A 22,498-nucleotide genomic window follows, 5' to 3' on the forward strand; every position below is an offset into this window, starting at 1 on the left:
GTTTTCATGTGCGACTAAAGGCCGAGCCGATGTTCGGCTCAGAGGTGTCTCGACGTGCCGCTCAGGGCTTCTTAATGTACGCTCAGGGCTGTTTCGACGTGCCGCTCAAGGCTTCTTCATGTACGCTCAGGGCTGTTTCAACGTGCCGCTCAGGGCTTCTTAATATACGCTCAGGGCTGCTTTTTGAATGCTTTGATGGCTACCAGATGACTGGAGAGTGACGGAAACTTATGTGGCTGCTGTTTATCCCAGATGACAGTGTAATACTGCTGCAACAGCTCACAACTACGACGGCTGTCCAGCATCTCATCTTGCGCAGATAAGAGGCACAAGGCGCGGCCACGGTTTTTATTGCGAAAATCCTTAACGCATTTCTGGGCAATGTCCAGGTATTCCTCTGGTCGATCAATTTTCCCCGGCATATTTTCTTCAGGCCAAAGATTAGGATTGACCAGCACGGTTTTAATGCCCGCCAGAAAGCCGATGCGTTCTGCCCAGAAACCACCCAAACCGACACCTAACAGCAAAGGCTGCTTATCATCCGTCAATTTTAGCTGTTTGCACACTTCGTTAAGCAGGTGCTGCATATCATGCTTGGGATAAAGCGTGCTGTAACTTAACAGTCGCACATCATCATCAATAAACTGCAACTGTCTGACTTTTTCATAATTACCGGGACTGGTCGCGTCAAAGCCATGTAGATACAAAATCATTGTTGCTATTCCCTATGCAGGCATGTGCAGTATTCAAACTAACCAATCTTTGTGCAACTTTTCTTGTGCCAAGTCAAATTATCAAGGATGAAGCCGAGCGGCCAACGCTGCGGCACTTTGCCAGCGCGATTCATTTTGTAAGGCATCAAGCAGCCGCCCCTGATCTGGTTTCAAACTCGCGAGCATCCCCGCTGTCGAGTGCGGCCAAGTAAAATCATGCAGTAATGTTCTAGCGCCCTCCGGCTCATTACACACCAGGATCATATCGCAACCTGCGGCGATGGCAGCATTGGCCCGTTGCCGGAAATCCCCGCAAATGCGGCGCCTTTCATCCCGAGATCATCTGAAAAAATGACCCCTGCAAACCGCAGTTGTTGCCGTAGCACCTGCTGCAACCAGAATGGAGAAAAGCCCGCGGGTTTGGCATCTACCTGCGGATAAATGACATGTGCAGGCATAATGCCCTGCAACGCGCCTTCGGCAATCAGGGTTTCGAAAGGCTGCATATCGTTAGCCGCAATCTCTGCCAGCGGGCGGTTATCAAGCGCCTGAGCGTGATGAGTATCGGCGGCGACACTGCCATGTCCGGGAAAGTGTTTGCCAACGGCCACCATTCCGGCATCCTGCATCCCGCCAATAAAACTGCGCGCCAGCGTAGTGACTGTCGCGGCATCGCTGGCAAATGAGCGTTTGCCGATCACTTCACTGATGCCATGCAGATCCAATACTGGCGCAAAACTCAGGTCGATATCGCAAGCCAGCAGCTCGATGGCCATAAGAAAACCGAGTTCTTTCGCCCAGTCGAGCGCTTGTGCCGTATCTTGGGCAGCAGGCAGAATACTGCCCATTGCCGGGATCTGACTGAAGCCATCACGAAACCGCTGCACCCGACCGCCCTCGTGATCGACGGCAATAATTAATTCTGGCCGCAACCGTCTGACGGAACGCACCAGTTCAATTAATTGTTCGCGGCTCTGATAATTGCGGCTAAACAGGATCAAGCCCCCCACCGCCGGGTGCTGCAACACTTCGGCTTCATCCCCCTGCAATTGGGTTCCCGCCACATCCAGCATCAGATAACTCATGCATTTTCCTTATTAAATTTACACTATCAGCTTACCATTCCAGCGTTGCATATATTTCGCCAAGCTAGCGCTATACTGAATATCTAGCGTATTACCAGTAACCTTAAAGCAGCTAATGCGAATCTACATTGATTAAAATAACTAATGATATAGCCGTCGCAAAGTGTGGGATACTTGAGACAATATCCGGTCAGCATTGCTGCCAAGGTTACCTGTAATTTTCACTGGGTGCGAGTATGACACTCAGGAAGTACAACAATAGCGAGCACTATCAGGGTTTATTACATGATCAGCGTATTCGACATGTTCAAAATTGGTATTGGTCCTTCCAGTTCCCATACGGTAGGGCCAATGAAAGCGGGTAAATTCTTTATTGAAAGACTTAACCGTGAAGGCCTGTTATCGACAACAGATGAGTTGCGGGCAGAGCTGTTTGGCTCTTTAGGGCAGACAGGTAAAGGCCACGGCACCGGTAAAGCGATAATCCTCGGGTTGATGGGTGAAGATCCTGAGACAGTTGATACCGACAGCGTTGATGTCATTTTGCAACAGGTACATGACCATGAAGCGTTACAATTGTCCGATGGTCGCCAGGTCAAATTTACCCGTGAAGATGGTATCACCTACCACAGACGTAAAACCCTGCCAGCCCATGCCAATGCCATGACGCTTTCCGCCTGGCGAGAAGGCGTTTGCCTATGTCAGCGCACTTACTATTCGGTGGGCGGTGGTTTTATCCTCAATGAAGAGGAAATTCAGCAGCAAGATGCTTCACCCGCTATCCCCTTGCCCAAAGTGCCTTATGACTTTGACAGTGCCAGCCAACTGGTTAGTTTGTGTCTGGATAATGGCCTGAGTATCTCATCGCTGATGCTGGCAAATGAACTGACCATGCGGCCAGAGACCGAACTCAAGGCAAAGCTGTGGCACATCTGGCAAACAATGAAACACTGTGTCGAAAAAGGCTGCCGCAAAGAAGGCATTCTGCCTGGCGGTTTAAAATTACGCCGTAGAGCACCTGCCTTGTACCGTCGTCTAAAGGCTGAAAGCAAGAACAATATCGACCCGTTAAATGCCATGGATTGGGTGGATCTGTTTGCAATGGCCGTTAATGAGCAAAATGCGGCGGGAGAACGCGTGGTCACCGCCCCCACCAACGGTGCGGCGGGCATTATTCCAGCCGTACTTTGCTACTACGACACCTTTGTTGAGCCCGTTGATGAAGACAGCTGCGCGCGCTTTTTGCTTACGGCTGCCGCGATTGGCATTCTCTACAAGAAAAACGCATCGATTTCTGGCGCAGAAGTCGGCTGTCAAGGTGAAGTCGGTGTCGCCTGCTCTATGGCGGCGGCAGCTCTGACCGAGATTATGGGCGGCACCGTGGAACATGTAGAAAATGCTGCCGAAATCGGCATGGAGCACAACCTGGGGCTTACCTGCGATCCCGTAGGCGGGTTAGTTCAAGTGCCTTGTATTGAGCGTAATGCGATGGGGGCGGTCAAAGCCATCAACGCCTCACGGCTGGCACTGCGTGGCGATGGCAATCACAAGGTATCGCTGGATAAGGTGATTAAAACCATGATGGATACCGGTAAAGATATGCGCAGTAAATATAAGGAAACCGCCAGAGGTGGACTTGCCGTGAATATCGTGGAATGTTGAGCGGCAGTTAACAGAAACAATAAGCCCGGCTTACATCTGCCGGGCCTTTCGATAATACGACCAATGCCACCTAGCGCTAGCGTTCAGCGTACGGGCAACTCCATGCTAGCAAACATCTCTTCAATGAGCTGCGCATCCTTCAACGCTTCCGCTTTCTCCACCACATCACGGGTTAAATGGGGGCGAAGTGACGGATAAAATCATACATGTAACCTCTTAGGAAGTTACCTTTACGGAAGCCAATCTTGGTGGTGCTGTGAGCAAACAAGTGACTGGCATCAATCGCCACCAAATCACTGTCAATCACCGGATCTACCGCCATGGAAGCGATAATGCCCACGCCCAGCCCCAAACGCACATAAGTTTTCAACACATCAGCACTGGTGGCACTAAATACCACCCTAGGTTCAATTCCGGCCCGCTTAAAGCCTTTTTCGATTTCTGAAGCTTTGTCGAAACCAAAAACATATGTCACCAGTGGAAAGCGCCCAAGCTCTTCAATAGAAATGTGACTCCGTGAGGCTAACGGGTGATCTTTTTGTACCACCACAGAACGATTCCAATGGTAACAAGGCAACATAATCAAATCGGTATAGAGATGCATCGCTTCTGTCGCAATGGCAAAATCGGCAATGCCATGGGCAGCAGACTCGCTGATCTGCGAAGGACTGCCTTGATGCATATGCAGGTTAACCTTGGGGTAACGCGCAATAAACTGCTGGATAATTTTAGGCAGCGCGTAACGCGCCTGGGTGTCAGTGGTCGCCAGCGTTAAATCGCCTTGATCAGGCTTGGTGTACTCTTCCGACACCTTTTTAATACTTTCAACTTTACCGAGAATGTCATTGGCAATGCGGATGACCTGCTCACCGGCCGGGGTGACATGGGTTAAATGCTTACCGCTGCGACCGAAAATCTGGATGCCTAACTCATCCTCTAACATACGCACCTGTTTACTGATCCCAGGCTGCGACGTATATAGATTTTCAGCGGTGGCAGAGACATTCAGGTTATGGTTGACGACTTCGGCAATATAGCGCAATTGCTGCAGCTTCATGTTGATAAATCCTTGAATTTCTGTACCACGCAGTGACAGAATGATGGTTGAATAGCAACTAACTATAATCAAACGTTATAGTACAACGTTATAACTAAATCAAACAGGAATATAATGATTTTCCTGTCCAAGATCTACGACACTATCGTCAAGCTGGGCTATGATAGCTAGGCTAGTTTGTTGATTTATTGTAGCATTACTAAAATTATATATTATCGGAACAACTATGGCATTTACCCTGGTACTGGTGCTGATCGGTGCGCTGTTGCTGTTAGTGATAGGGATTAACGCCCTGCAACAGCAAAAACAGCGTGCTGAAGCGTTGCGACGAACCGAATTGGCTCGTCAGCGAGCCATTTTAGAGGAAACAGAGGAAGTATTGGCCAACACAGGCATGTTTCCCTGTACCAGCCATACTAATCTGGTGTTATACAAACGAATTAAAGAAGCCGCACAACAGGCGATGATGCTTAGCAATGCGGCACAGCGGGCAGATTATGAACGTCGGGTGATGGACTTAGATGGCATGATCAATAACCTGCAGAAGAGTCCCCCCAGCAGCCGTCTATTGAGAACTTTCGGCTTCCCGACAACGATCGGCAAATCCTAGTCTTGGTACAGACCCTTAAAAAGTTGAAAGCCATCATTCGCGATGAGCACAACAAAGGGAAAATGGATCCTGTGGTTTTCTCCAGTGAAGAGACGCGTATTAACAGCTTACAACTGCGCATTAATGTGGACAGTATGCTGTCGCGCGCTCGTAGCGCTTGTTATATGAAGCAGTATGGTTCATCGCGGCAAATGGTTACCAAAGCGTTAGGCACACTGAACACCATCAAGGGGCAAACCCCAGGGGATCCTTTCATTACCCGTAAAGTTGAAGAGGCCAAGCAACTGCTGGAAGAGATCAATGGCGCCGTAAAGATGGCGCAGCCAAGTGCCCCTAAACAGAAAGACGAAGACGATATCGACGTATTGTTTCAGCCGAAAAAGAAATGGTAAAAGAACGCCCTGCAATGCAGGGCGTTTTACTAATGTGACTGATTTAATGTGCTTGAATAGTTCAGGCTTTCTTCTTCGAACTGTTCACCTGCCACTTACCATCAACATAATGTGCCGCCCATCCAGTCGCTTTGCCGTCAACTTCACTGGCGACATACTGTTCCTTCGTCTTACGGCTAAATTTCACCACGGTTGGATGCCCTTCATCATCGGCAACCGGAGCATCTGCCAGGTATAAATACTTAGGCCATAGCAGCTCACGATATTTCACCAGCTCAGCAACCAACGGCGCTCTGGTTTCTCGCGATTTAGGGAAGGTACTGGCGGCAAGGAACACCCCAGCGGCACCATCACGCAACACAAAATAAGCGTCCGATTTACTGCATTTCAGTTCTGGCAGATGGATAGGATCTTCTTTTGGTGGCGCGGCTTCACCGTTTTTCAGTAACTTGCGGGTGTTTTTGCACTCCGGATTCACACAACCAAAATATTTGCCAAAACGACCATTTTTCAGCTCCATATCTGAGCCACAACGATCGCACTCAATCACTGGCCCTTCGTAGCCCTTGATTTTGAAATGGCCGGTTTCGATTTCATAGCCAGGGCAACTCGGGTTGTTACCGCACACATGCAGCTTACGGGTTTCATCGAGCAGATAACTGTCCATTGCCGTACCACAAAGCTTACAGCGATGTTTTGCCCGTAATGCCTCAGTCTCGGCATCTTCACCATCACTGATGGCTTCTTCACCCGGCGTCAGGTTAAGCGTGGTTTTACAACGCTCTTTCGGTGGTAATTCATACCCAGAACATCCGAGGAATACCCCGGTTGAACCGGTACGGATCCCCATCGGCCGACCACAAGTAGGACACTTGATATCGGTTAAAATCATCTGGTTAGGGCGCATACCGCCCTCTTCTGCGGGTAATTCCGCTCGCGCCAGCGTGTGGCTAAACTCTTTATAAAAACTATCGAGTACTTTTTCCACTCCAACTGCCCTTGCGCCACATTATCCAGCGTCTGTTCCATCTCGGCGGTAAAGTCGTAACTCATCAAGTCGGAGAAGTTATCCAACAAGCGTTTGCTGACAATTTCCCCCATTTTTTCGGCAAAGAAACGGCGATTCTCCACTCTGACATATCCACGATCCTGAATAGTCGAAATAATGGTGGCATAAGTAGATGGTCGGCCAATACCGCGTTTTTCAAGCTCTTTAACCAATGACGCTTCACTGTATCTTGCAGGAGGCTTGGTAAAATGTTGTTTAGGATCCAATGATTGCAGTGCTAGAGCATCGCCTTCAGCCACATAAGGCAGAGTGACTTCTTCCTCATTTTTCTTTTTCAGCGCTGGCTGCACTCGTGTCCAGCCATCAAATTTGAGCGTGCGCCCAGTGGCTCGCAGCTCAAAGTCACCCGCTTTCACCGTCAAGCGAGTCGCATCATACTGTGCTGGCGTCATCTGACAGGATACAAACTGCCGCCAAATCAACTCATACAGGCGCTGAGCGTCGCGCTCCATATCGGTCAGTGTAGTGGCATGGACTTTGACATCCGAAGGGCGGATAGCCTCATGCGCTTCTTGTGCGCCTTCCTTGTTGCCGTAATGATTCGGTGCGGCTGGCAGATATTTTTCACCAAATTCCTTGGCAATCATGCTACGGACACTTTCCAACGCCTCTTGGCTAAGATTGGTAGAATCTGTACGCATGTAAGTAATGTAGCCCGCTTCGTAGAGACGCTGCGCCAACATCATGGTCTTTTTAACACCAAAGCCCAAACGGGTACTCGCGGCCTGCTGCAAAGTAGAGGTGATAAAGGGGGCGCTAGCTTTACTCTGTGTCGCCTTAACTTCTCGAGCGGCCACCTGATAGGAAGCGTGCTCCAGCAGTTTTACAGCTGCCATGGCTTCCGCTTCATTGCGTGGGGCGAATTCCTGCTCCCGTTGCTTCACCACTTCCAGCGTTAAAGGTTCTGCTGCCAGCGTTGCCATATTGGCACGCACATCCCAGAACTCTTCTGGCACAAAGGCCTTAATCTCGGCTTCACGTTCAACCACCAGTCGCACGGCGACAGACTGTACCCGTCCGGCAGACAAACCTCGCGCCACTTTTTTCCATAGCAGTGGCGAGACCATAAAGCCAACAACTCGGTCGAGGAACCGCCGCGCCTGCTGGGCATTGACCATATTATTGTTAAGATCGCCCGGATGACTGAACGCGTCTTTAATCGCGCTTTTGGTAATTTCGTTAAACACTACTCGTTTGAAGCGTGCGTTATCGCCCCCGATGACTTGTTGCAAATGCCAAGCAATCGCCTCTCCTTCGCGGTCCAAGTCGGTTGCGAGATAGATTTCATCAGCAGCTTCCGCCAGAGCTTTCAGTTCTTTTACGACCTTCTCTTTGCCAGGCAGGATCTGATAATTGGCTTTCCAGCCATGTTCAGGGTCAATGCCCATGCGGGACACCAACGCTGCGTGTTCTTTCTGCTTCTTGTAATCGGCCTTTTCTTCCGCTGACATTTTACGCACATCGGCAACGGACTTAGTCTTGCCATTCGGCTCGGCAGAAGAGGAGGTCGGCAGGTCCCGGATGTGACCAACGCTCGACTTAACGATAAATTCTTTACCAAGATATTTGTTGATAGTCTTGGCTTTAGCCGGCGATTCGACAATAACTAGCGATTTTCCCATAGTGTGATTAGCGCCAAAAAATCTCTGAAAGGTAAAAATTGCCCTCATATATAGAGGGTTGTCTATCGACTTGCAAGTCAATCGCCATTTTATGTGCAACGGCAACTCACTTTTTAAGCAAGGAAAAAATATTCTAAAGAAATAATATTGCGTTATTAAAAACTAATATTTCATATTCTGCCTGCAAGCAAGCAATAGTTATGCAATTGTGACAATAAACCGCTTTATCTCTTGCTTTTGTACAGGTTGTGAGCAGAGCGGACATCAGTATACTGGCATTCAGACTTTTACAATGACGCCCTGCATCACAGCAACAGGAACCGCCATGAAACAATTTGAAGCTAATTTTGATGGCCTCGTTGGCCCCACTCACAACTATGCCGGCTTGTCCTTTGGCAATGTTGCCTCGCAGAGTCATGCAACCCAGCCATCGAATCCGCGAGCGGCCGCCAAACAAGGCTTGAAAAAGCGAAAGCCCTCGCCGATATGGGATTAGTGCAAGGCGTACTAGCGCCACAAGAACGCCCCGATGTACACACGCTGCGCCGTTTGGGCTTCTCTGGCTCTGATGCTGAAGTATTGCAACAAGCCGCTACACAGGCACCCGCGTTATTGCCAGGCCTGTGCCAGCGCCTCCAGCATGTGGACGGCTAATGCGGCGACGGTATCGCCAAGTGCCGATACTCATGACGGCAAAATCCACTTTACCCCAGCAAATCTTGTCGATAAGTTGCATCGCAGCTTGGAACCACCAACAACTGCAAACATCCTAAAAGCTATTTTTGCCGACAATCGCCACTTTGCCCATCATCAACCGTTGCCAGCACATGCCAATCTTGGGGATGAAGGGGCGGCCAACCACACCCGCCTATGCCAAGCATATGATAATGCCGGAGTGGAAATATTTGTGTACGGTCATTCGGTGCTCGATCCACTCTCCCCAAGCCGTTGAAATATCCCGCTAGACAAACGCTGGAAGCCTCAGCAGCCATTGCCCGGTTACATAAATTAGATGAAGACGGCTGCGTTTTCATTCAGCAAAATCCAGCCATTATTGATCAAGGGGTCTTCCACAACGATGTTATTGCTGTAGGTAATCAGAATGTGCTGTTTTTCCATGAACAAGCCTTCTGGGACAGCAATAAAAAGCTGGCAGAATTACGCGCAAAATGCCAGGGAGAACTGCATCTGATTGAAGTTCCGAGCCATAGCGTCAGTATTCAAGATGCGGTAAATACTTACCTGTTTAATACTCAACTGGTGACTTTACCACAAGGAGAGATGGCGTTAATTGCGCCGACAGATTGTGCAGAAAATCCACGCGTTAAAGCCTATTTAGATGAATTACTGACGCTGGATACGCCGATCAAGCAGATACATTATTTTGATGTGAAGCAAAGCATGCATAACGGTGGCGGGCCGGCTTGTTTGCGTTTAAGAGTCGCCATGAATGATGTTGAGTTAGCCGCCATTAATCAACAGGTCTTGCTGACAGATGAGTTGTTTAGCAAGTTAAATCATTGGGTCGAGCGCCACTATCGCGACCGCTTAGTTGCTGCGGATTTGGCAGATCCTCAATTATTACTGGAATCGAGAAGCGCGCTAGATGAGCTTACACAGTTGCTGAAACTTGGTAGTATCTATCCGTTTCAGCAGTGATCTCAATGACCTCCCCCACACCAGTATAAAAAGGGCGCCAGCGCGCCCTTTTTGCAACACATCAATAGATATTGACGGGTATGTTAACAACCTCGGTTGTCAGGCCGCCCGGAGTCTCCACCGTCACGATAAATGCGCCAGAGTCCGGCTGATCAGCTCCTTTAAGTGTTACGCTGAACTGGCGTCCACCATTGTGGTTCGAGCTAGGCCAAGTGTAATTGGCAGAACTAGCGACCGAACCTGCCGAGGTAGTGAAAGTCACGACAGTGCCTGCTGGCATCTGCTGGTTATGCAGATCAGCGATAGTAAATTGCACTATCGCAGTAGACTTGCCATTGATATCAATGTTGCCACCCAGGTTATCACCATCACGATCAACAATGCGGATATCGTTAGCAACGGTTGCATACGCGTTACTGCCTGACATCACCAGCACTAAATTAGCCCGTACATCAATCGATTTAGGCTGGTCGATACCATTAGCACAGCCATTGTGTGCGGGAATAGAACACAACACCCCGTTGTACTTACCATCTTTGCTGTCAAAGGTGCCGTTTTTATTGAAATCAATCAGCTCTTCCAGCTCACCGCCCGCTTGTCCACCTGTTTGTTCGGGGTTGAACACACCATCTTCGTTGTAATCACCGAATGCCTCATCCAGATCATAGGGATGGCCACCCACATCATTGCCTAAAAATGCAGTGACTTCTGAAGCATCAAATCGGCCATTGCCATTAAGATCTGGAAAAGATTCTTCACCAATAGCTGTTGCGGTAATAGTGGCACGACCACCAAACTTCTGACCATAATAGTTACCGCCACTAGCAGACAATTCAGCTCTTGGATTACGATACATGTCACCAAAACTGTCGATCAGCGTCTGTCCTTCTGGGCGTACATTCTGACTGGTCCAAGTAACGGTACAAGCACCATTACTGGTCACACACGATGGAGTAATGGCACCGCCCTCCGTTGTGAAGTAAACAGCTGTACCATCGGGAACTGGGTTATTAAAGGCATCGGCTAACCGCGCCGTCACTGGTACCTGAGTACCATCAATATCCCAACCTTCGGTGTTTAATTCTTCGGCAGAAAGTGAGAAAGAATCTTGATCTGGTACTCCCGTAGATATGACCAGTACACTTGACTGACTGGAAATCACCGGATCGGTATCCGCTATTGCGGCGGTCACCCTGACGCTAGTAGCAACAGTGCCGGAATTAACCACTGTTTGAGCAATCCCATCACTATTTGTCATGGCACTTGGCGGATTAATTGTTAATCCGCCAACCGCTGTGTTAAGGCTAAAAGTGACCGACTTATTGGCCACTGGGTTACCATTGGTATCCAAGACCTTGAATCTCAGCGTTGAAGATTCATCACTTCCAGTCCCTTTAATCCCAATGTTCTCAGGTGTGGCATCAATAAAGACTATGCTGCCAGCATCTGCTGCTAACACGTTAATAACACCTGTGGCCGATAAGCTCTTTCCTCCCACATCTGCCGATACGGTAATGTTATCGTCACCCACACAGCCTTTCGCCAGATAAGTGCTAGAAGCTAGGCCATTGACAGCAGTTACCGGACTGCTAAGCACTGCCTGCGGAGTGGCACTCTTAGAGCATTTGGAAGCGAAACTGACATCTACAGGTTCAGTGAAAGGGTTACCATCAGCATCCTGTAACATCACAGAAATAGTGGCCGTACCACCAGCAGACAGGGTCAAGGTGCTAACAGAAGCTTTACCAGAAACAAATGGCGTACCACTGCCCATCATTATATTGCTAGCCCCAACCACAAATACTTGATCCGCAGATTCCCCGGTAGCAATCGATGCTGTTGCCGTCCCAGCACCAGGAGTGCTCCCGGCATAGACACTAACACTGGCGACACCATTAGCGTCAGTAATGGCTGTTTTTACTGGCAAGTCACCAATAGTGGAATCAAAGGTCACAATAACCTGTTTTGATATTCCCTTAACTGTCGCGGTCAGCACTCCTGGGGTGGTAGAAGTAATGCTGTTAATAACGGTACCATTAGTATCAGTCAGCTTCAGAGTAATCTGAGCACTGCCACCACTAGCTCCGCCATCGCCAGCCATGGTAAACCCGACTGTTGCTGAAGCGCCGGAAGCTATGGACGCTGCAACCGTACCAGCACCAGGAACATTAGAGGTCGCCAGAGTGACAGTCGCCACACCATTGGCATTTGTGAGGGCTGTGCCAATGGCGGGGACAAAAGTGCCCAGTGAACTGTCGTTAAGGGTAAAAGTCACTAGTTCACCCGAGACAGCGCCCGTAAGCGAATTTTGTACCGTAGCGGTTAACGTCGCTGGAGTATCAGCATTGATATCACTATTGGAAATAGTTAATGAAATGGTATTGCTGCCGGAGGGTGGTGTCTGACCATTCCCAGGGTCAGAAAGTGCACTGCCACCGCCACCACAAGCACTCAGCAAAAAACTGCAAAATAATGCCCCAAAAGCGTAAATGCTGACCGCATTGTCAGCCTCCTTGTTATCCATATGACCTTAAAGACACGTATATAGGCTACAGCTTAGAGTAAACATAATGTTCACACAATAAATTCAATTTTATCATTCTTTAAACATATATTTGCATCCAATATCTGTACACTCGTGTTCCCTGAATTATGCTTTCTTGATAGGCTTACAACGCCAAGAATAAGATCTATAAATTAACAGGAATAATTATGGCGTTTATGAAGAGGAAGTTAGGGCTTACCAGCAAAATCCTAATTGGCATGGCGCTGGGGATTTTTATTGGCCTGATATTACGCAATGCATTTCCCGGTAGCCAGTTTGTCCAGGAGTACATTACTGAAGGTGTCTTGAATGTCATGGGCAGCATCTTCATCAACTGCCTGAAGATGCTGGTGGTGCCTATGGTGTTTATCTCGCTGGTATGTGGTACCAGTTCCTTGAGTGAACCCTCAAAACTGGGAAGACTCGGGGGTAAAACCCTAGCCTTCTACCTATTTACTACTGCGGTAGCTCTGGTGCTGTCGATTTTTGTCGCGGTAATTATCCATCCTGGCAGTAATACGCTATCCACAGTGAATTTGGCCTATGATGCCAAAGATGCACCCAGCCTAGCGCAAGTCATTATCAATATTGTGCCCACGAACCCCATCAAGGCGATGACAGATGGAAATATGCTGCAAATCATTATTTTTGCTGTAATTTTTGGTTTTGCAGTATCTCATGTGGGTGACAAAGGCCGCCGTGTCGCTGCGGTATTTGAAGATCTCAATGACGTGATCATGCGGGTTGTTACACTGGTAATGTATTTAGCGCCATATGGTGTGTTTGCCTTGATGGGGAAGCTGGCATTAACGCTTGGGCTAGAAACCTTTAAAGATGTACTTAAATATTTTGCTGTTGTGTTAGGCGTGCTACTACTGCACGGATTTGTGGTCTACCCAACGCTGCTTAAGCTTTTTACAGGGCTTAATCCGCTGATTTTTCTCCGCAAGATGCGTGATGCGCAGCTGTTCGCATTTAGTACCGCCAGTTCTAATGCCACATTGCCAGTTAATATGGAAACGGCTGAGCATCGCTTAGGGGTGGATAATCGTGTTGCTTCTTTTACCTTACCGCTGGGTGCTACCGTCAATATGGATGGCACCGCGATTATGCAAGGGGTAGCAACCGTCTTTATTGCGCAGGTTTACGGCATTCACCTTTCCGTCCAAGATTACTTTTCAGTGGTCGTGACCGCGACACTGGCGTCTATTGGTACGGCTGGCGTTCCTGGCGTTGGGTTGGTAATGCTAGCGATGGTACTCAAACAAGTAGGGCTGCCCGTTGAAGGGATTGCATTGATCTTGGGAGTAGATCGTCTGCTGGATATGGTGCGTACGGCGGTAAACATCACGGGTGATAGTGTTGCCACTGTGATTGTCGCCAAAAGTGAAAATGCATTTGATCCAAAGATATATCACGACACCAATGCGGGCAAAGTGCGTAGCTTTATTCCAAAGTCAGAACCGGAATAAATGCATAATTTTACCGTTTTCAGAAATGATAAAGGCGCTCAAGGCGCCTTTACTTTTAGTTGTGAGAGTTAACGTTCCCAGTACGCTTCTTCGAGGCTATCTTCCCGCTCCGGCAAGCCGCGAGATAAGCGAGGACTGTTCTGCGCTAGCACCTCATACGCTACCCGGTTGGCATACTTACAGATCTGCGAAAAAGAGGAATAGCACAAACCACCACGTTTATGTTTGATGGAGCCTGGAACCCGTGCTTTATGATAGTTATTGGCGGCTAAATCATGCAGTAATGCCGCTAATGCACCATCACCCGCGCCGTTGGTATTACGGATCTTTTCTGGCCCGCCCATGTAAGGTGAAATATGGGCAAACACCTTGATAGGATTATCACAATCCTGCTTGCGTTTCGGCCGGGAAAACTCATAACGATTGAATTCTGGGATACTGCCCGGTAATAGCAGATGGGCCGTTTCACGCTTTTCAGCTTCTTCCGCATATCCGGCGGTATAGAGCCCGGTAGCCCCGGCCGTAGTCAGTACCATATCGCACCACTCCAAGGCTTTTTCTGATGCCAGTAATGGATCATCAAAGCCTGTCAACGCGGCGCCTTCATCTTCATTCATTGCTAGCACTGTGACATGGTTACGAATGAAATCTTGCCAAAACTGCGGATCGTCTTCGATCAAAAAGCGCGTACCCAGCGTTAAGACCACAGGAACATCCGCCGCCTTGGCGTATTCAATGGCTTGCATTGCTGCGTCGGCAATGCCGTCTTCCTTACGCGCCCGCATCAAATAAGCCGTTAGCACTAGGGCCGAACCACCTTGTACTAATGGTTTGCTGATATGATCGGGGGTCAGCTTGTCCATCGAGCCTTTACTGATGGCAAATGTCCGTTCACCCTCGGCTGAAATCAGCGTAAAACATCTGCCGATTGGGCCATTCACTGGCTGTAGATAATCCAAATCCACTTTTGAAGAGGTATGGCACAGGTAACGATAAGCGTAACTACCGACTTCAATCTGTTTGCTCATCACGCCAAACAACACGGAGCGGTCATCGGCCAACACCGAATAATTGTGCACCGTGTTACCAATAGTCCCGCCCGCAAATTCACCGGTGATCAACTGCTGTTGCTGTAGCTGTTGGTACAGCCGCTGCGCCGCAACATCATCAATCAAGGTGGAGTTGCCTTTCGGTAAGCCATAATCGGCTAATAGCTGTTCATCTACCTGCGCTTCAATGTCAACCAGCGTCTGATCAATGCCACAAATCCAGGTGTTTACGGGCGAAGGTTGGGTGGTCAGTTGTGCCAATATCGGGTCACGACTCTTAACCGGAAAATAATGTTTGGATTTACGTTGTCCAGGAAACTTCATGATGCGTCTCAGTGCTCCCACCAAGCGGGCCAAACCAACACCACCGCCAAAAGCGGTGGTTTAGGGTGAAAAAACTGCCGCGTATTAGCGGCAGCTGAATTGGCGCGATTTTATCACATCAGCGGGGCCGCGCCAGCGTGACTAACGCCAATTTTCAGCATGGGAGATCACCAGATCGGCCAGAAATGCCATGTGCTGTTCGCCATCATTAAGACAAGGGACAAAACGGTACTGTTCACCCCTGCGTGCAGAAATGTCTCTTTACCGCCTTGTGCAATTTCTTCCAGCGTTTCCAGACAATCCGCCGCAAATGCCGGGCTGATGATATCGACAGATTTCACGCCTTGGCTGGGTAAACTGGCCAGCGTTTCATCGGTATAAGGTGTCAACCAAGGTTCCTTGCCAAAACGCGATTGGAAACAGACCTGCCACTCGGCTTCCGGCAACGCCAGCGCTTGTGCCACCAAGGCGGCGGTGGTCAAACACTGCTGTTTGTATGGATCGCCTTCATTGATATAACGTACTGGCACTCCGTGAAAAGAAAACAGCAACTTAGCCGCCTTACCATGCTGCTGCCAGTGGTTACGAATACTGTCGGCCAGCGCTGCAATATAGCCTGGACGCTCATGGTAATCTTTTACCATCCTTAGCTCTGGAATATTACGGCGCGGTTTTAATGCCGCCGCAACACCATCAAAAACACTGGCAACAGTAGAACAGGAATATTGCGGATATAAGGGCAACACTAGCACTTTATCGACACCAGCGCGTTGCAGTTCATCCAGACCATCGGCCAGTGATGGCGCCCCGTAGCTCATTCCCAAAGCGACGGGAATCGCCAAACCAAGCCTTGAGGCCAACTGATTGGCTAACGCCTGTTGCTGGCGCTGACTGATCACCATTAACGGTGAGCCATCCTGCCACCAAATAGACTGATAGAGTTTGGCGACTTTGGCGGGACGAATGTTAAGAATAATCCCTTGCAAAATGGGCTGCCATTTCCAAGCAGGCAGATCCACAACACGGGGATCGCTCAGAAACTGCTTTAAAAAGCGCGAACAGCGTCTTTGGTTGGCGCAGTGGGTGTCCCGAGATTAACCAGTAAAACGCCAAAAGGTGGATGACTGTGTGACACGGCAAATTCCTGATAAAAAAACATGGCGTCAAGGTAACACCGCTTAAAACATAAAAAAGTCCGCGGATGCGGACTTTTTCAATTATGCGAATCGGGTTGGCCGATAGCTTATGCCAGTGCTTTCTCGATAGCCGCACTGACAGAGGCAACACTCTGGGTACCATCAAACTTGCGGTACTGAGTTTCACCTTTAGCGGCCATAGCACTGTAGTAGCTAACCAGCGGCTCAGTCTGCTCATGATAGATAGCCAAACGTTTACGCACTGTGGTTTCTTCATCATCAGGGCGGATCACCAAGTCTTCACCGGTAGCATCATCTTTACCAGCAACTTTAGGCGGATTGAACACAACGTGATATACGCGACCAGACCCAGGATGAACGCGGCGACCGCTCATACGTTTTACTATCTCTTCATCCGGCACATCGATCTCAATCACATGGTCGATGGTGATGCCGTTGCTCACCATAGCATCGGCTTGGGGAATTGTGCGGGGAAACCATCCAGCAGGAAGCCGTTGGCGCAATCGTCCTGAGCAATGCGTTCTTTCACCAGTTCAATAATCAGATCATCTGACACCAGTTGCCCGGCATCCATCACCTTTTTGGCTTCCAGTCCTAGCGGAGTGCCAGCTTTTACCGCGGCACGCAGCATATCGCCGGTAGAGATCTGTGGAATACCATACTTTTCCATGATGAACTGAGCCTGGGTACCTTTACCGGCACCAGGGGCGCCCAATAGGATAATGCGCATATTAAGATTCCTCTGTTCGCATCTGTAATTCTTGTCAGGCCGGGGATCTTCGCATAAATGCGCACTGTTGAGAAGGTTTTTGGTTTCGACCTTCGCCGTAGGTGGTGTCAGCGAAAGTTGGCAAATTCTCCAGCTAATTTATGGTCACAACGGAAGAATTTGCCAATATTATCAGCTAGTACAGCAGACTGTATAACTTACGCCGATATTGACCGGCCAGCGCATTTCCCTGCCCCAACGCTGATAACAAGGTCAGCAACTGTTGCTTTACTGCCCCATCACCAATATTCAAATCATGCGACAGCGGCGTAAATAACAACGCTAAAGCCTCTTCATCCCGATGTGCTAGATGCAGTGCCGTGGCCAGCTTTTGTAATACTTCCACATCCGCTGGTGACGCCTCTAGCGCTTGCTGAAGTGCGCGGATTTCAGGAGTGTCGGCGGCTTTCTCGGCTAGGTCCAGTTGTGACATCAATGAGCTGTAATAACCGTCTTGATCTGCCAGTTTAATCGTAGCCAACAGCGTCTTAGCCATTGCCAGATCGCCGCTCGTCAAACAGGCTTCCGCATAGGGCAACGCCACAGCCGCAGTGGCCTCTTCCGCATAAGCGTCTTTCAGTAATGGCAATGCTGCGGTGGCATCACCTTGCTGCAATAATGCCTTGGCGTCATTTAACTTCAATTCCCAAGCTGCTGGCAGATGTTTTTGTAGCATCGCCTGGATCTGCTCTCGACTCTGTACGCCAGCAAAGCCATCAATAGGCTGTCCTTGGCTCAGCAATAACGTGGTCGGCAGACTACGGATTTGGAAATAAGAAGCTAACTCTAACTGTGTTTCACAGTTAACCGATGCCAACTGCAATTGACCAGGAAAAGCCGCTGCGAGTTGTTCCATCGTCTGCAGCAATGTCTTGCTTTCCGGCATCTGCGCTGCCCAAAACACCAGAGCAACTAATTGCTGGTTGGAAAGTTCCACCACTTGCTGAATGTTGTCGCGGGTAAGTTCCATAGTGGTTTCCATCGTTGTGCCTGTAATCGTTGTTACAGGCATTCATTCATAAAATCGTTGTGTTTTAAAGCCCGAATAAAATAAGAAAAGGGCCTATTGGCCCTTTTCTACCAGATTATTTCAAGCTGTCCAACAGCATCTTGTTGACCAAACCAACGAAAGCGGAAGGATCTGACAAACTGCCTTTTTCCGACAGCATTGATTGTTGCAGCAATAGATTGCTCCAATCGGCAAAAAGGTTTTCGTCCTGCTCGTCATTCAGACGTTTGACCAAAGGATGCGCCGGGTTGATTTCAAAAATCGGTTTTACTTCCGGCACAGGTTGACCGGCGGCCTGCATCAGTTTGATCATCTGGGTCGACATTTCACCTTCGCCAACCACTACACAAGCAGGTGTATCGGTTAGACGAGTGGTAATGCGCACTTCCGTCACCTTGTCACCCAAGGCATCCTTGATACGTTTTACCAGACTTTCAGACTCAGTTGCTAACTTTTCCTTTTCAGCTTTTTCTTCAGCGTCTTCCAGCTCACCCAGTTCCAGATCGCCCCGGGTCACAGAATGCAGCTGTTTACCTTTATATTCATTGAGATGATTGATCAACCACTCGTCAATACGGTCAGACAACAGCAGTACTTCTACGCCTTTCTTACGCAATTGCTCCAGATGTGGGCTGTGGGCGGCGGCTTCGTAGCTGTCAGCCACGATATAGTAAATGTGTTGCTGCCCTTCTTTCATACGCTCAATGTAGGCATCCAACGACACATCTTGCGTAGCATTGTCATTGTGGGTCGAAGCAAAGCGCAGCAGGCCCGCAATACGTTCTTTATTGCTCCAGTCTTCGGCTGGGCCTTCTTTCAACACTTGGCCGAACTCAGTCCAAAACTGCTGATATTTTTCGGCATCATCCTGCACCAGTTTTTCCAGCATACTGAGCACACGTTTGGTCAGCGCACTACGCAGTGCCTGAGTGACTTTGTTGTCCTGCAAAATTTCGCGGGAAACGTTCAGCGGTAAATCGTTAGAATCGATCAAGCCTTTTACGAAACGCAGGTAAGACGGCATAAACTGTTCAGCATCATCCATGATGAATACCCGCTGTACAAACAGTTTCAGACCGTGTTTGTAGTCACGATTCCATAAATCCCAAGGCGCTTTGGCGGGGATATACAACAGACTGGTGTATTCCTGTTTGCCTTCCACCCGATTATGGCTCCACAGCAGTGGTTCACTAAAATCATGGGAAATATGTTTGTAAAACTCTTGATACTCTTCGTCGGTGATATCGGATTTGTTGCGGTTCCACAGTGCGGTGGCTTTATTCATCACCTGCCAGTGACCTTCAGTGGCCTCAATTTTCTCGCCATCTGGGCCATCGTGCTCAGCGGTACCTTCTTGCCACATTTCGACCGGGATAGAGATATGATCTGAGTATTTGGTGATGATGGATTTCAGACGCCAATCATCGGCAAACTCTTTTTCATCTTCACGCAGATAAAGGGTAATTTCGGTGCCACGGTTTTGTTTAACAATGTTTTCAACGGTAAAGCTGCCTTCACCGTTAGATTCCCACTGCACCGCATCTTCTGGTTTGGCACCCGCCGCACGAGTGCGAACGGTAACCTTATCGGCCACGATAAAGGCGGAATAAAAACCCACACCAAACTGACCGATAAGCTGCGAGTCTTTGGCAGCATCGCCAGACAGGTTTTTGAAGAACTCTGCGGTACCAGACTTAGCAATGGTGCCCAGATGTTCAACCACACTCTCACGGGTCATACCGATCCCGTTATCGTCAATGGTCACTGTGCCTTTGTCTTTATCGGTGGTGATGCGCACTCGTAGTTCGCCATCGCCTTCGTACAGTGAATCATCTGTCAACGCCAGATAACGCAGCTTATCAGCAGCATCTGCGGCGTTTGACACCAGTTCACGCAAGAAAATCTCTTTGTTGGAGTACAAAGAGTGGATCATCAAATGCAAAAGCTGTTTCACTTCAGCTTGAAAACCAAGAGTTTCTTGTTGTGACATGAATAGTTCCTTCGTTTATCGCTAACTAATGGTTAAAACACACCAAATTGGACTGTTAGTTAAGGTGGGGGTCATGAATATTTTTTCAAGGGCTAGGCAATAAAAAGCGACAATTGAAAAAACAAAGCCCTGCAATGCAGGGCCTTGGCAATCCACTTTTTTAATAAATCTTGATGAATAACATTACAACGGCAGTCGCCCGTTAAACGACAATGCCAGTGTGGTGCTGTCAACATACTCCAGTTCGCCACCTACCGGCACGCCGTGCGCAATCCGGCTGACATTGACTTGATAGCGATGGGCAATATCGGCAATGAAATGGGCGGTGGCATCGCCTTCAACCGTGGGATTAGTCGCCAGGATCAGCTCGTTGATTTCACCGCTGGCGAGGTGCTGTTCCAGCAGCGCCAGACCTAACTCTTCGGGGCCAATGCCATCTAATGGCGATAGATGCCCCAGCAGCACAAAATAACGCCCACTGTAATGGCCGCCAGCCTCGATAGCCAACACATCAGCCGGGGTTTCTACCACACAGATGGTATCGGCATGACCACGTTTGGCACTGCCACAAATCGGACACAATGACTCTTCGGTAAAGGTGCGACAGGACTGACAATGACCGACCTCTTTCATTGCTTTATCTAGGGCTTCCGCCAGTTGCAAACCAGATTTACGCTCTCGCTCCAGCAACTGAAACGCCATCCGCTGTGCCGACTTAGGGCCAACACCTGGTAGGCAACGCAATGACTGGATAAGCTCATCCACCAATGGACTGAATTTCATTGTTAATCCGCCATTGGGCTCAGAATGGTAGTTTCATGCCAGGAGGTAGCTGCATACCGCCGGTCACTTGTGCCATTTTCTCTTTTTGGTTTTCTTCTACGCGCCGAGCCGCATCATTACAGGCGGCAGCGATGAGATCTTCCAGCATCTCTTTATCGTCTTCTAGCAGACCGGGATCAATTTCTACCTTACGCACGTTGTGGTTACCCGTCATGGTCACTTTCACCAGGCCAGCACCTGACTCACCGGTGACTTCCATGCGAGCAATCTCTTCCTGCACTTTGGCCATACGTTCTTGCATCATCTGGGCCTGCTTCATCAGGTTGCCCATTCCACCTTTTCCAAACATAACGTTATCTCTTCAATTAACAGTGAGTGACAGGTTAAAGTTCGCTGATCTTACCCAAATAATCGTGCTTGGCAATCCATAGCTTGACACAAACCGAGTTGCATCACTGCGGTAGTTGCCCATCTGGAATAAGTGCCGTTTTTTGCGCCAGTTGTTCAGGGTTGTAACTCAAGGAGTCAGGTTCCAACCTTGCGCCCATATGCTGCGTTAACCAACGCACCTTGTCATCGGCCAGTAATTTCTCTTCGGCATGAGCCAATAACTCTTTTTAAAACGCTGGCGGATCTCTTGCGGTGTCTCACGCGCAGCGTCATTGCCGACATTGAATGCCACCGTTATCGGGTGCTGTAAGGCGTCCTGCAAGGCTTGCTGTAATTGGTCAATGGCCGCTGCGGCAGCCAGATGTTTCTGATCGGGTTTGAGTAACAACAGACACTGCTCACCCAATGACAAACATACAGCATTAGCCGCCAGTTGCCGAACACGACCGCGGATGGGCAATGAAGATATCAGCTTATACCAACCTAAATCCGCCGGGTTACCTTCAGGCGGTTTGATGCTCATAGTTGCGGGCGAAACCTGTGCAGAAGTGTCAGCAGTGTCCGTCATGGTGACGGCGGCATGCGAAACCACTGTGGGCGTTGGGGAGCCGCTTGGCGCTGCCGCTGCAATATTTGCGGTAACAGGCGTTGCAGCTAATGCGGCCTCAGGGGTTGGCGGCTCCGCTAGCTTTGCTAACTCAAAGGCCGACATTGCTTGCTCATCAGACGGCTGTGCGGCCCATTCGCTTTCGCTATAGAACGAGAGCGCTGAGCTATCATCAGGTAATGAGGCATCAGGCAATGAAGCATCTGGTAATGAAAAGTCTGCTACTGACTCATCAAGCGGTGGTTCATCAAGTAATGACTCATTAGACAGTGGCTCATCAGGCAAGTCCTCCGCCTCACTAGGCGCAACGATGGCGGTGGCGGCTATCTCGGCAGCCACTGAATTCTTTGAAGGACGGTCTTTTAGCGGGATTTCAGCGTTTTTTTGAGGCAGCGTCGCTATGACGCTCTGGCATATTGACGGGTTCATCATCAGCTGCCAGCGCATCGATGTCCTGTAGCAATTGCTCTCTGGTGGCTAAAACCTGCTCGAGCAACTCATCGCCAAACAGTGCTGTCGCAGCCGTTGTTTGCG

General features: G+C 49.2%; 10 protein-coding genes and 7 pseudogenes. 4 read left to right on the top strand and 13 right to left on the bottom strand.

Annotation, left to right across the window (positions count from 1 at the left end; translation table 11 throughout):
• Positions 1 to 170: 170 nt before the first annotated feature.
• Positions 171 to 713, bottom strand: coding sequence for an alpha/beta hydrolase YcfP (ycfP, locus tag KHX94_RS01935; RefSeq protein WP_213682173.1), 543 nt, complete (start codon positions 711 to 713; stop codon positions 171 to 173).
• 81 nt (positions 714 to 794) lie between these two features.
• Positions 795 to 1,798 (bottom strand): annotated as a pseudogene (gene nagZ, locus KHX94_RS01940) (beta-N-acetylhexosaminidase).
• A 285-nt stretch (positions 1,799 to 2,083) separates the two neighbouring features.
• Here nagZ and KHX94_RS01945 point away from each other — a divergent pair.
• Positions 2,084 to 3,460, top strand: coding sequence for an L-serine ammonia-lyase (locus KHX94_RS01945; protein ID WP_213682174.1), 1,377 nt, complete (start codon positions 2,084 to 2,086; stop codon positions 3,458 to 3,460).
• 83 nt (positions 3,461 to 3,543) lie between these two features.
• Here the strand turns inward: KHX94_RS01945 and cysB are convergent.
• Positions 3,544 to 4,517, bottom strand: a pseudogene (gene cysB / locus KHX94_RS01950) (HTH-type transcriptional regulator CysB).
• A gap of 226 nt (positions 4,518 to 4,743) precedes the next feature.
• On the opposite strand from cysB, the pseudogene KHX94_RS01955 reads away from it, so the two are divergent.
• Positions 4,744 to 5,519 (top strand): annotated as a pseudogene (locus KHX94_RS01955) (hypothetical protein).
• 61 nt (positions 5,520 to 5,580) lie between these two features.
• On the opposite strand, the pseudogene topA reads toward KHX94_RS01955, so the two are convergent.
• Positions 5,581 to 8,210, bottom strand: a pseudogene (gene topA / locus KHX94_RS01960) (type I DNA topoisomerase).
• Positions 8,211 to 8,535: 325 nt separating this feature from the next.
• Between topA and astB the strand changes: the two are divergent.
• A pseudogene (astB, locus tag KHX94_RS01965) lies at positions 8,536 to 9,869 on the top strand (N-succinylarginine dihydrolase).
• A 61-nt stretch (positions 9,870 to 9,930) separates the two neighbouring features.
• Here the strand turns inward: astB and KHX94_RS01970 are convergent.
• Positions 9,931 to 12,393, bottom strand: a complete 2,463-nt coding sequence (locus KHX94_RS01970; protein WP_213682175.1) for an Ig-like domain-containing protein — start codon at positions 12,391 to 12,393, stop codon at positions 9,931 to 9,933.
• A 188-nt stretch (positions 12,394 to 12,581) separates the two neighbouring features.
• Between KHX94_RS01970 and KHX94_RS01975 the strand changes: the two genes are divergently transcribed.
• Positions 12,582 to 13,886 carry a dicarboxylate/amino acid:cation symporter gene (locus KHX94_RS01975; RefSeq protein WP_213682176.1) on the top strand — a complete coding sequence of 435 codons (1,305 nt, stop codon included), beginning with the start codon at positions 12,582 to 12,584 and terminating at the stop codon, positions 13,884 to 13,886.
• 68 nt (positions 13,887 to 13,954) lie between these two features.
• Here the strand turns inward: KHX94_RS01975 and KHX94_RS01980 are convergent, their stop codons facing one another.
• From KHX94_RS01980 to KHX94_RS02015, 8 genes and pseudogenes are all read right to left on the bottom strand, one after another.
• The gene (locus tag KHX94_RS01980) at positions 13,955 to 15,259 is read right to left on the bottom strand and encodes an inosine/guanosine kinase (protein ID WP_213682177.1); all 1,305 of its coding nucleotides are present in this window, start codon (positions 15,257 to 15,259) and stop codon (positions 13,955 to 13,957) included.
• 141 nt (positions 15,260 to 15,400) lie between these two features.
• Positions 15,401 to 16,418, bottom strand: a pseudogene (gene hemH, locus KHX94_RS01985) (ferrochelatase).
• 84 nt (positions 16,419 to 16,502) lie between these two features.
• A pseudogene (gene adk / locus KHX94_RS01990) lies at positions 16,503 to 17,146 on the bottom strand (adenylate kinase).
• A 175-nt stretch (positions 17,147 to 17,321) separates the two neighbouring features.
• Complete coding sequence (locus tag KHX94_RS01995; protein ID WP_213682178.1) at positions 17,322 to 18,167, bottom strand: tetratricopeptide repeat protein; 846 nt, start codon at positions 18,165 to 18,167, stop codon at positions 17,322 to 17,324.
• A gap of 103 nt (positions 18,168 to 18,270) precedes the next feature.
• On the bottom strand, positions 18,271 to 20,184 hold the full coding sequence (gene htpG, locus KHX94_RS02000) for a molecular chaperone HtpG (RefSeq protein ID WP_213682179.1): 1,914 nt from the start codon (positions 20,182 to 20,184) through the stop codon (positions 18,271 to 18,273).
• 183 nt (positions 20,185 to 20,367) lie between these two features.
• On the bottom strand, positions 20,368 to 20,967 hold the full coding sequence (gene recR, locus KHX94_RS02005; protein WP_213682180.1) for a recombination mediator RecR: 600 nt from the start codon (positions 20,965 to 20,967) through the stop codon (positions 20,368 to 20,370).
• Positions 20,968 to 20,986: 19 nt separating this feature from the next.
• A complete protein-coding gene (locus KHX94_RS02010) occupies positions 20,987 to 21,316 on the bottom strand; it encodes a YbaB/EbfC family nucleoid-associated protein (protein WP_213682181.1) in 330 nt (109 codons plus the stop codon).
• A 207-nt stretch (positions 21,317 to 21,523) separates the two neighbouring features.
• Positions 21,524 to 22,303, bottom strand: coding sequence for a DNA polymerase III subunit gamma/tau C-terminal domain-containing protein (locus tag KHX94_RS02015; protein WP_213682182.1), 780 nt, complete (start codon positions 22,301 to 22,303; stop codon positions 21,524 to 21,526).
• Between the last annotated feature and the right edge of the window lie 195 nt (positions 22,304 to 22,498).

The organism is Shewanella dokdonensis (assembly GCF_018394335.1).
Taxonomy (GTDB): domain Bacteria; phylum Pseudomonadota; class Gammaproteobacteria; order Enterobacterales; family Shewanellaceae; genus Shewanella; species Shewanella dokdonensis.

What these genes read in the sequence shown, in the direction of transcription:
- ycfP (WP_213682173.1), bottom strand. Translation starts at nt 713, where the DNA reads ATGATTTTGTATCTACATGGCTTTGACGCGACCAGTCCCGGTAATTAT.
- KHX94_RS01945 (WP_213682174.1), top strand. Translation starts at nt 2,084, where the DNA reads ATGATCAGCGTATTCGACATGTTCAAAATTGGTATTGGTCCTTCCAGT.
- KHX94_RS01970 (WP_213682175.1), bottom strand. Translation starts at nt 12,393, where the DNA reads ATGGATAACAAGGAGGCTGACAATGCGGTCAGCATTTACGCTTTTGGG.
- KHX94_RS01975 (WP_213682176.1), top strand. Translation starts at nt 12,582, where the DNA reads ATGGCGTTTATGAAGAGGAAGTTAGGGCTTACCAGCAAAATCCTAATT.
- KHX94_RS01980 (WP_213682177.1), bottom strand. Translation starts at nt 15,259, where the DNA reads ATGAAGTTTCCTGGACAACGTAAATCCAAACATTATTTTCCGGTTAAG.
- KHX94_RS01995 (WP_213682178.1), bottom strand. Translation starts at nt 18,167, where the DNA reads ATGGAAACCACTATGGAACTTACCCGCGACAACATTCAGCAAGTGGTG.
- htpG (WP_213682179.1), bottom strand. Translation starts at nt 20,184, where the DNA reads ATGTCACAACAAGAAACTCTTGGTTTTCAAGCTGAAGTGAAACAGCTT.
- recR (WP_213682180.1), bottom strand. Translation starts at nt 20,967, where the DNA reads ATGAAATTCAGTCCATTGGTGGATGAGCTTATCCAGTCATTGCGTTGC.
- KHX94_RS02010 (WP_213682181.1), bottom strand. Translation starts at nt 21,316, where the DNA reads ATGTTTGGAAAAGGTGGAATGGGCAACCTGATGAAGCAGGCCCAGATG.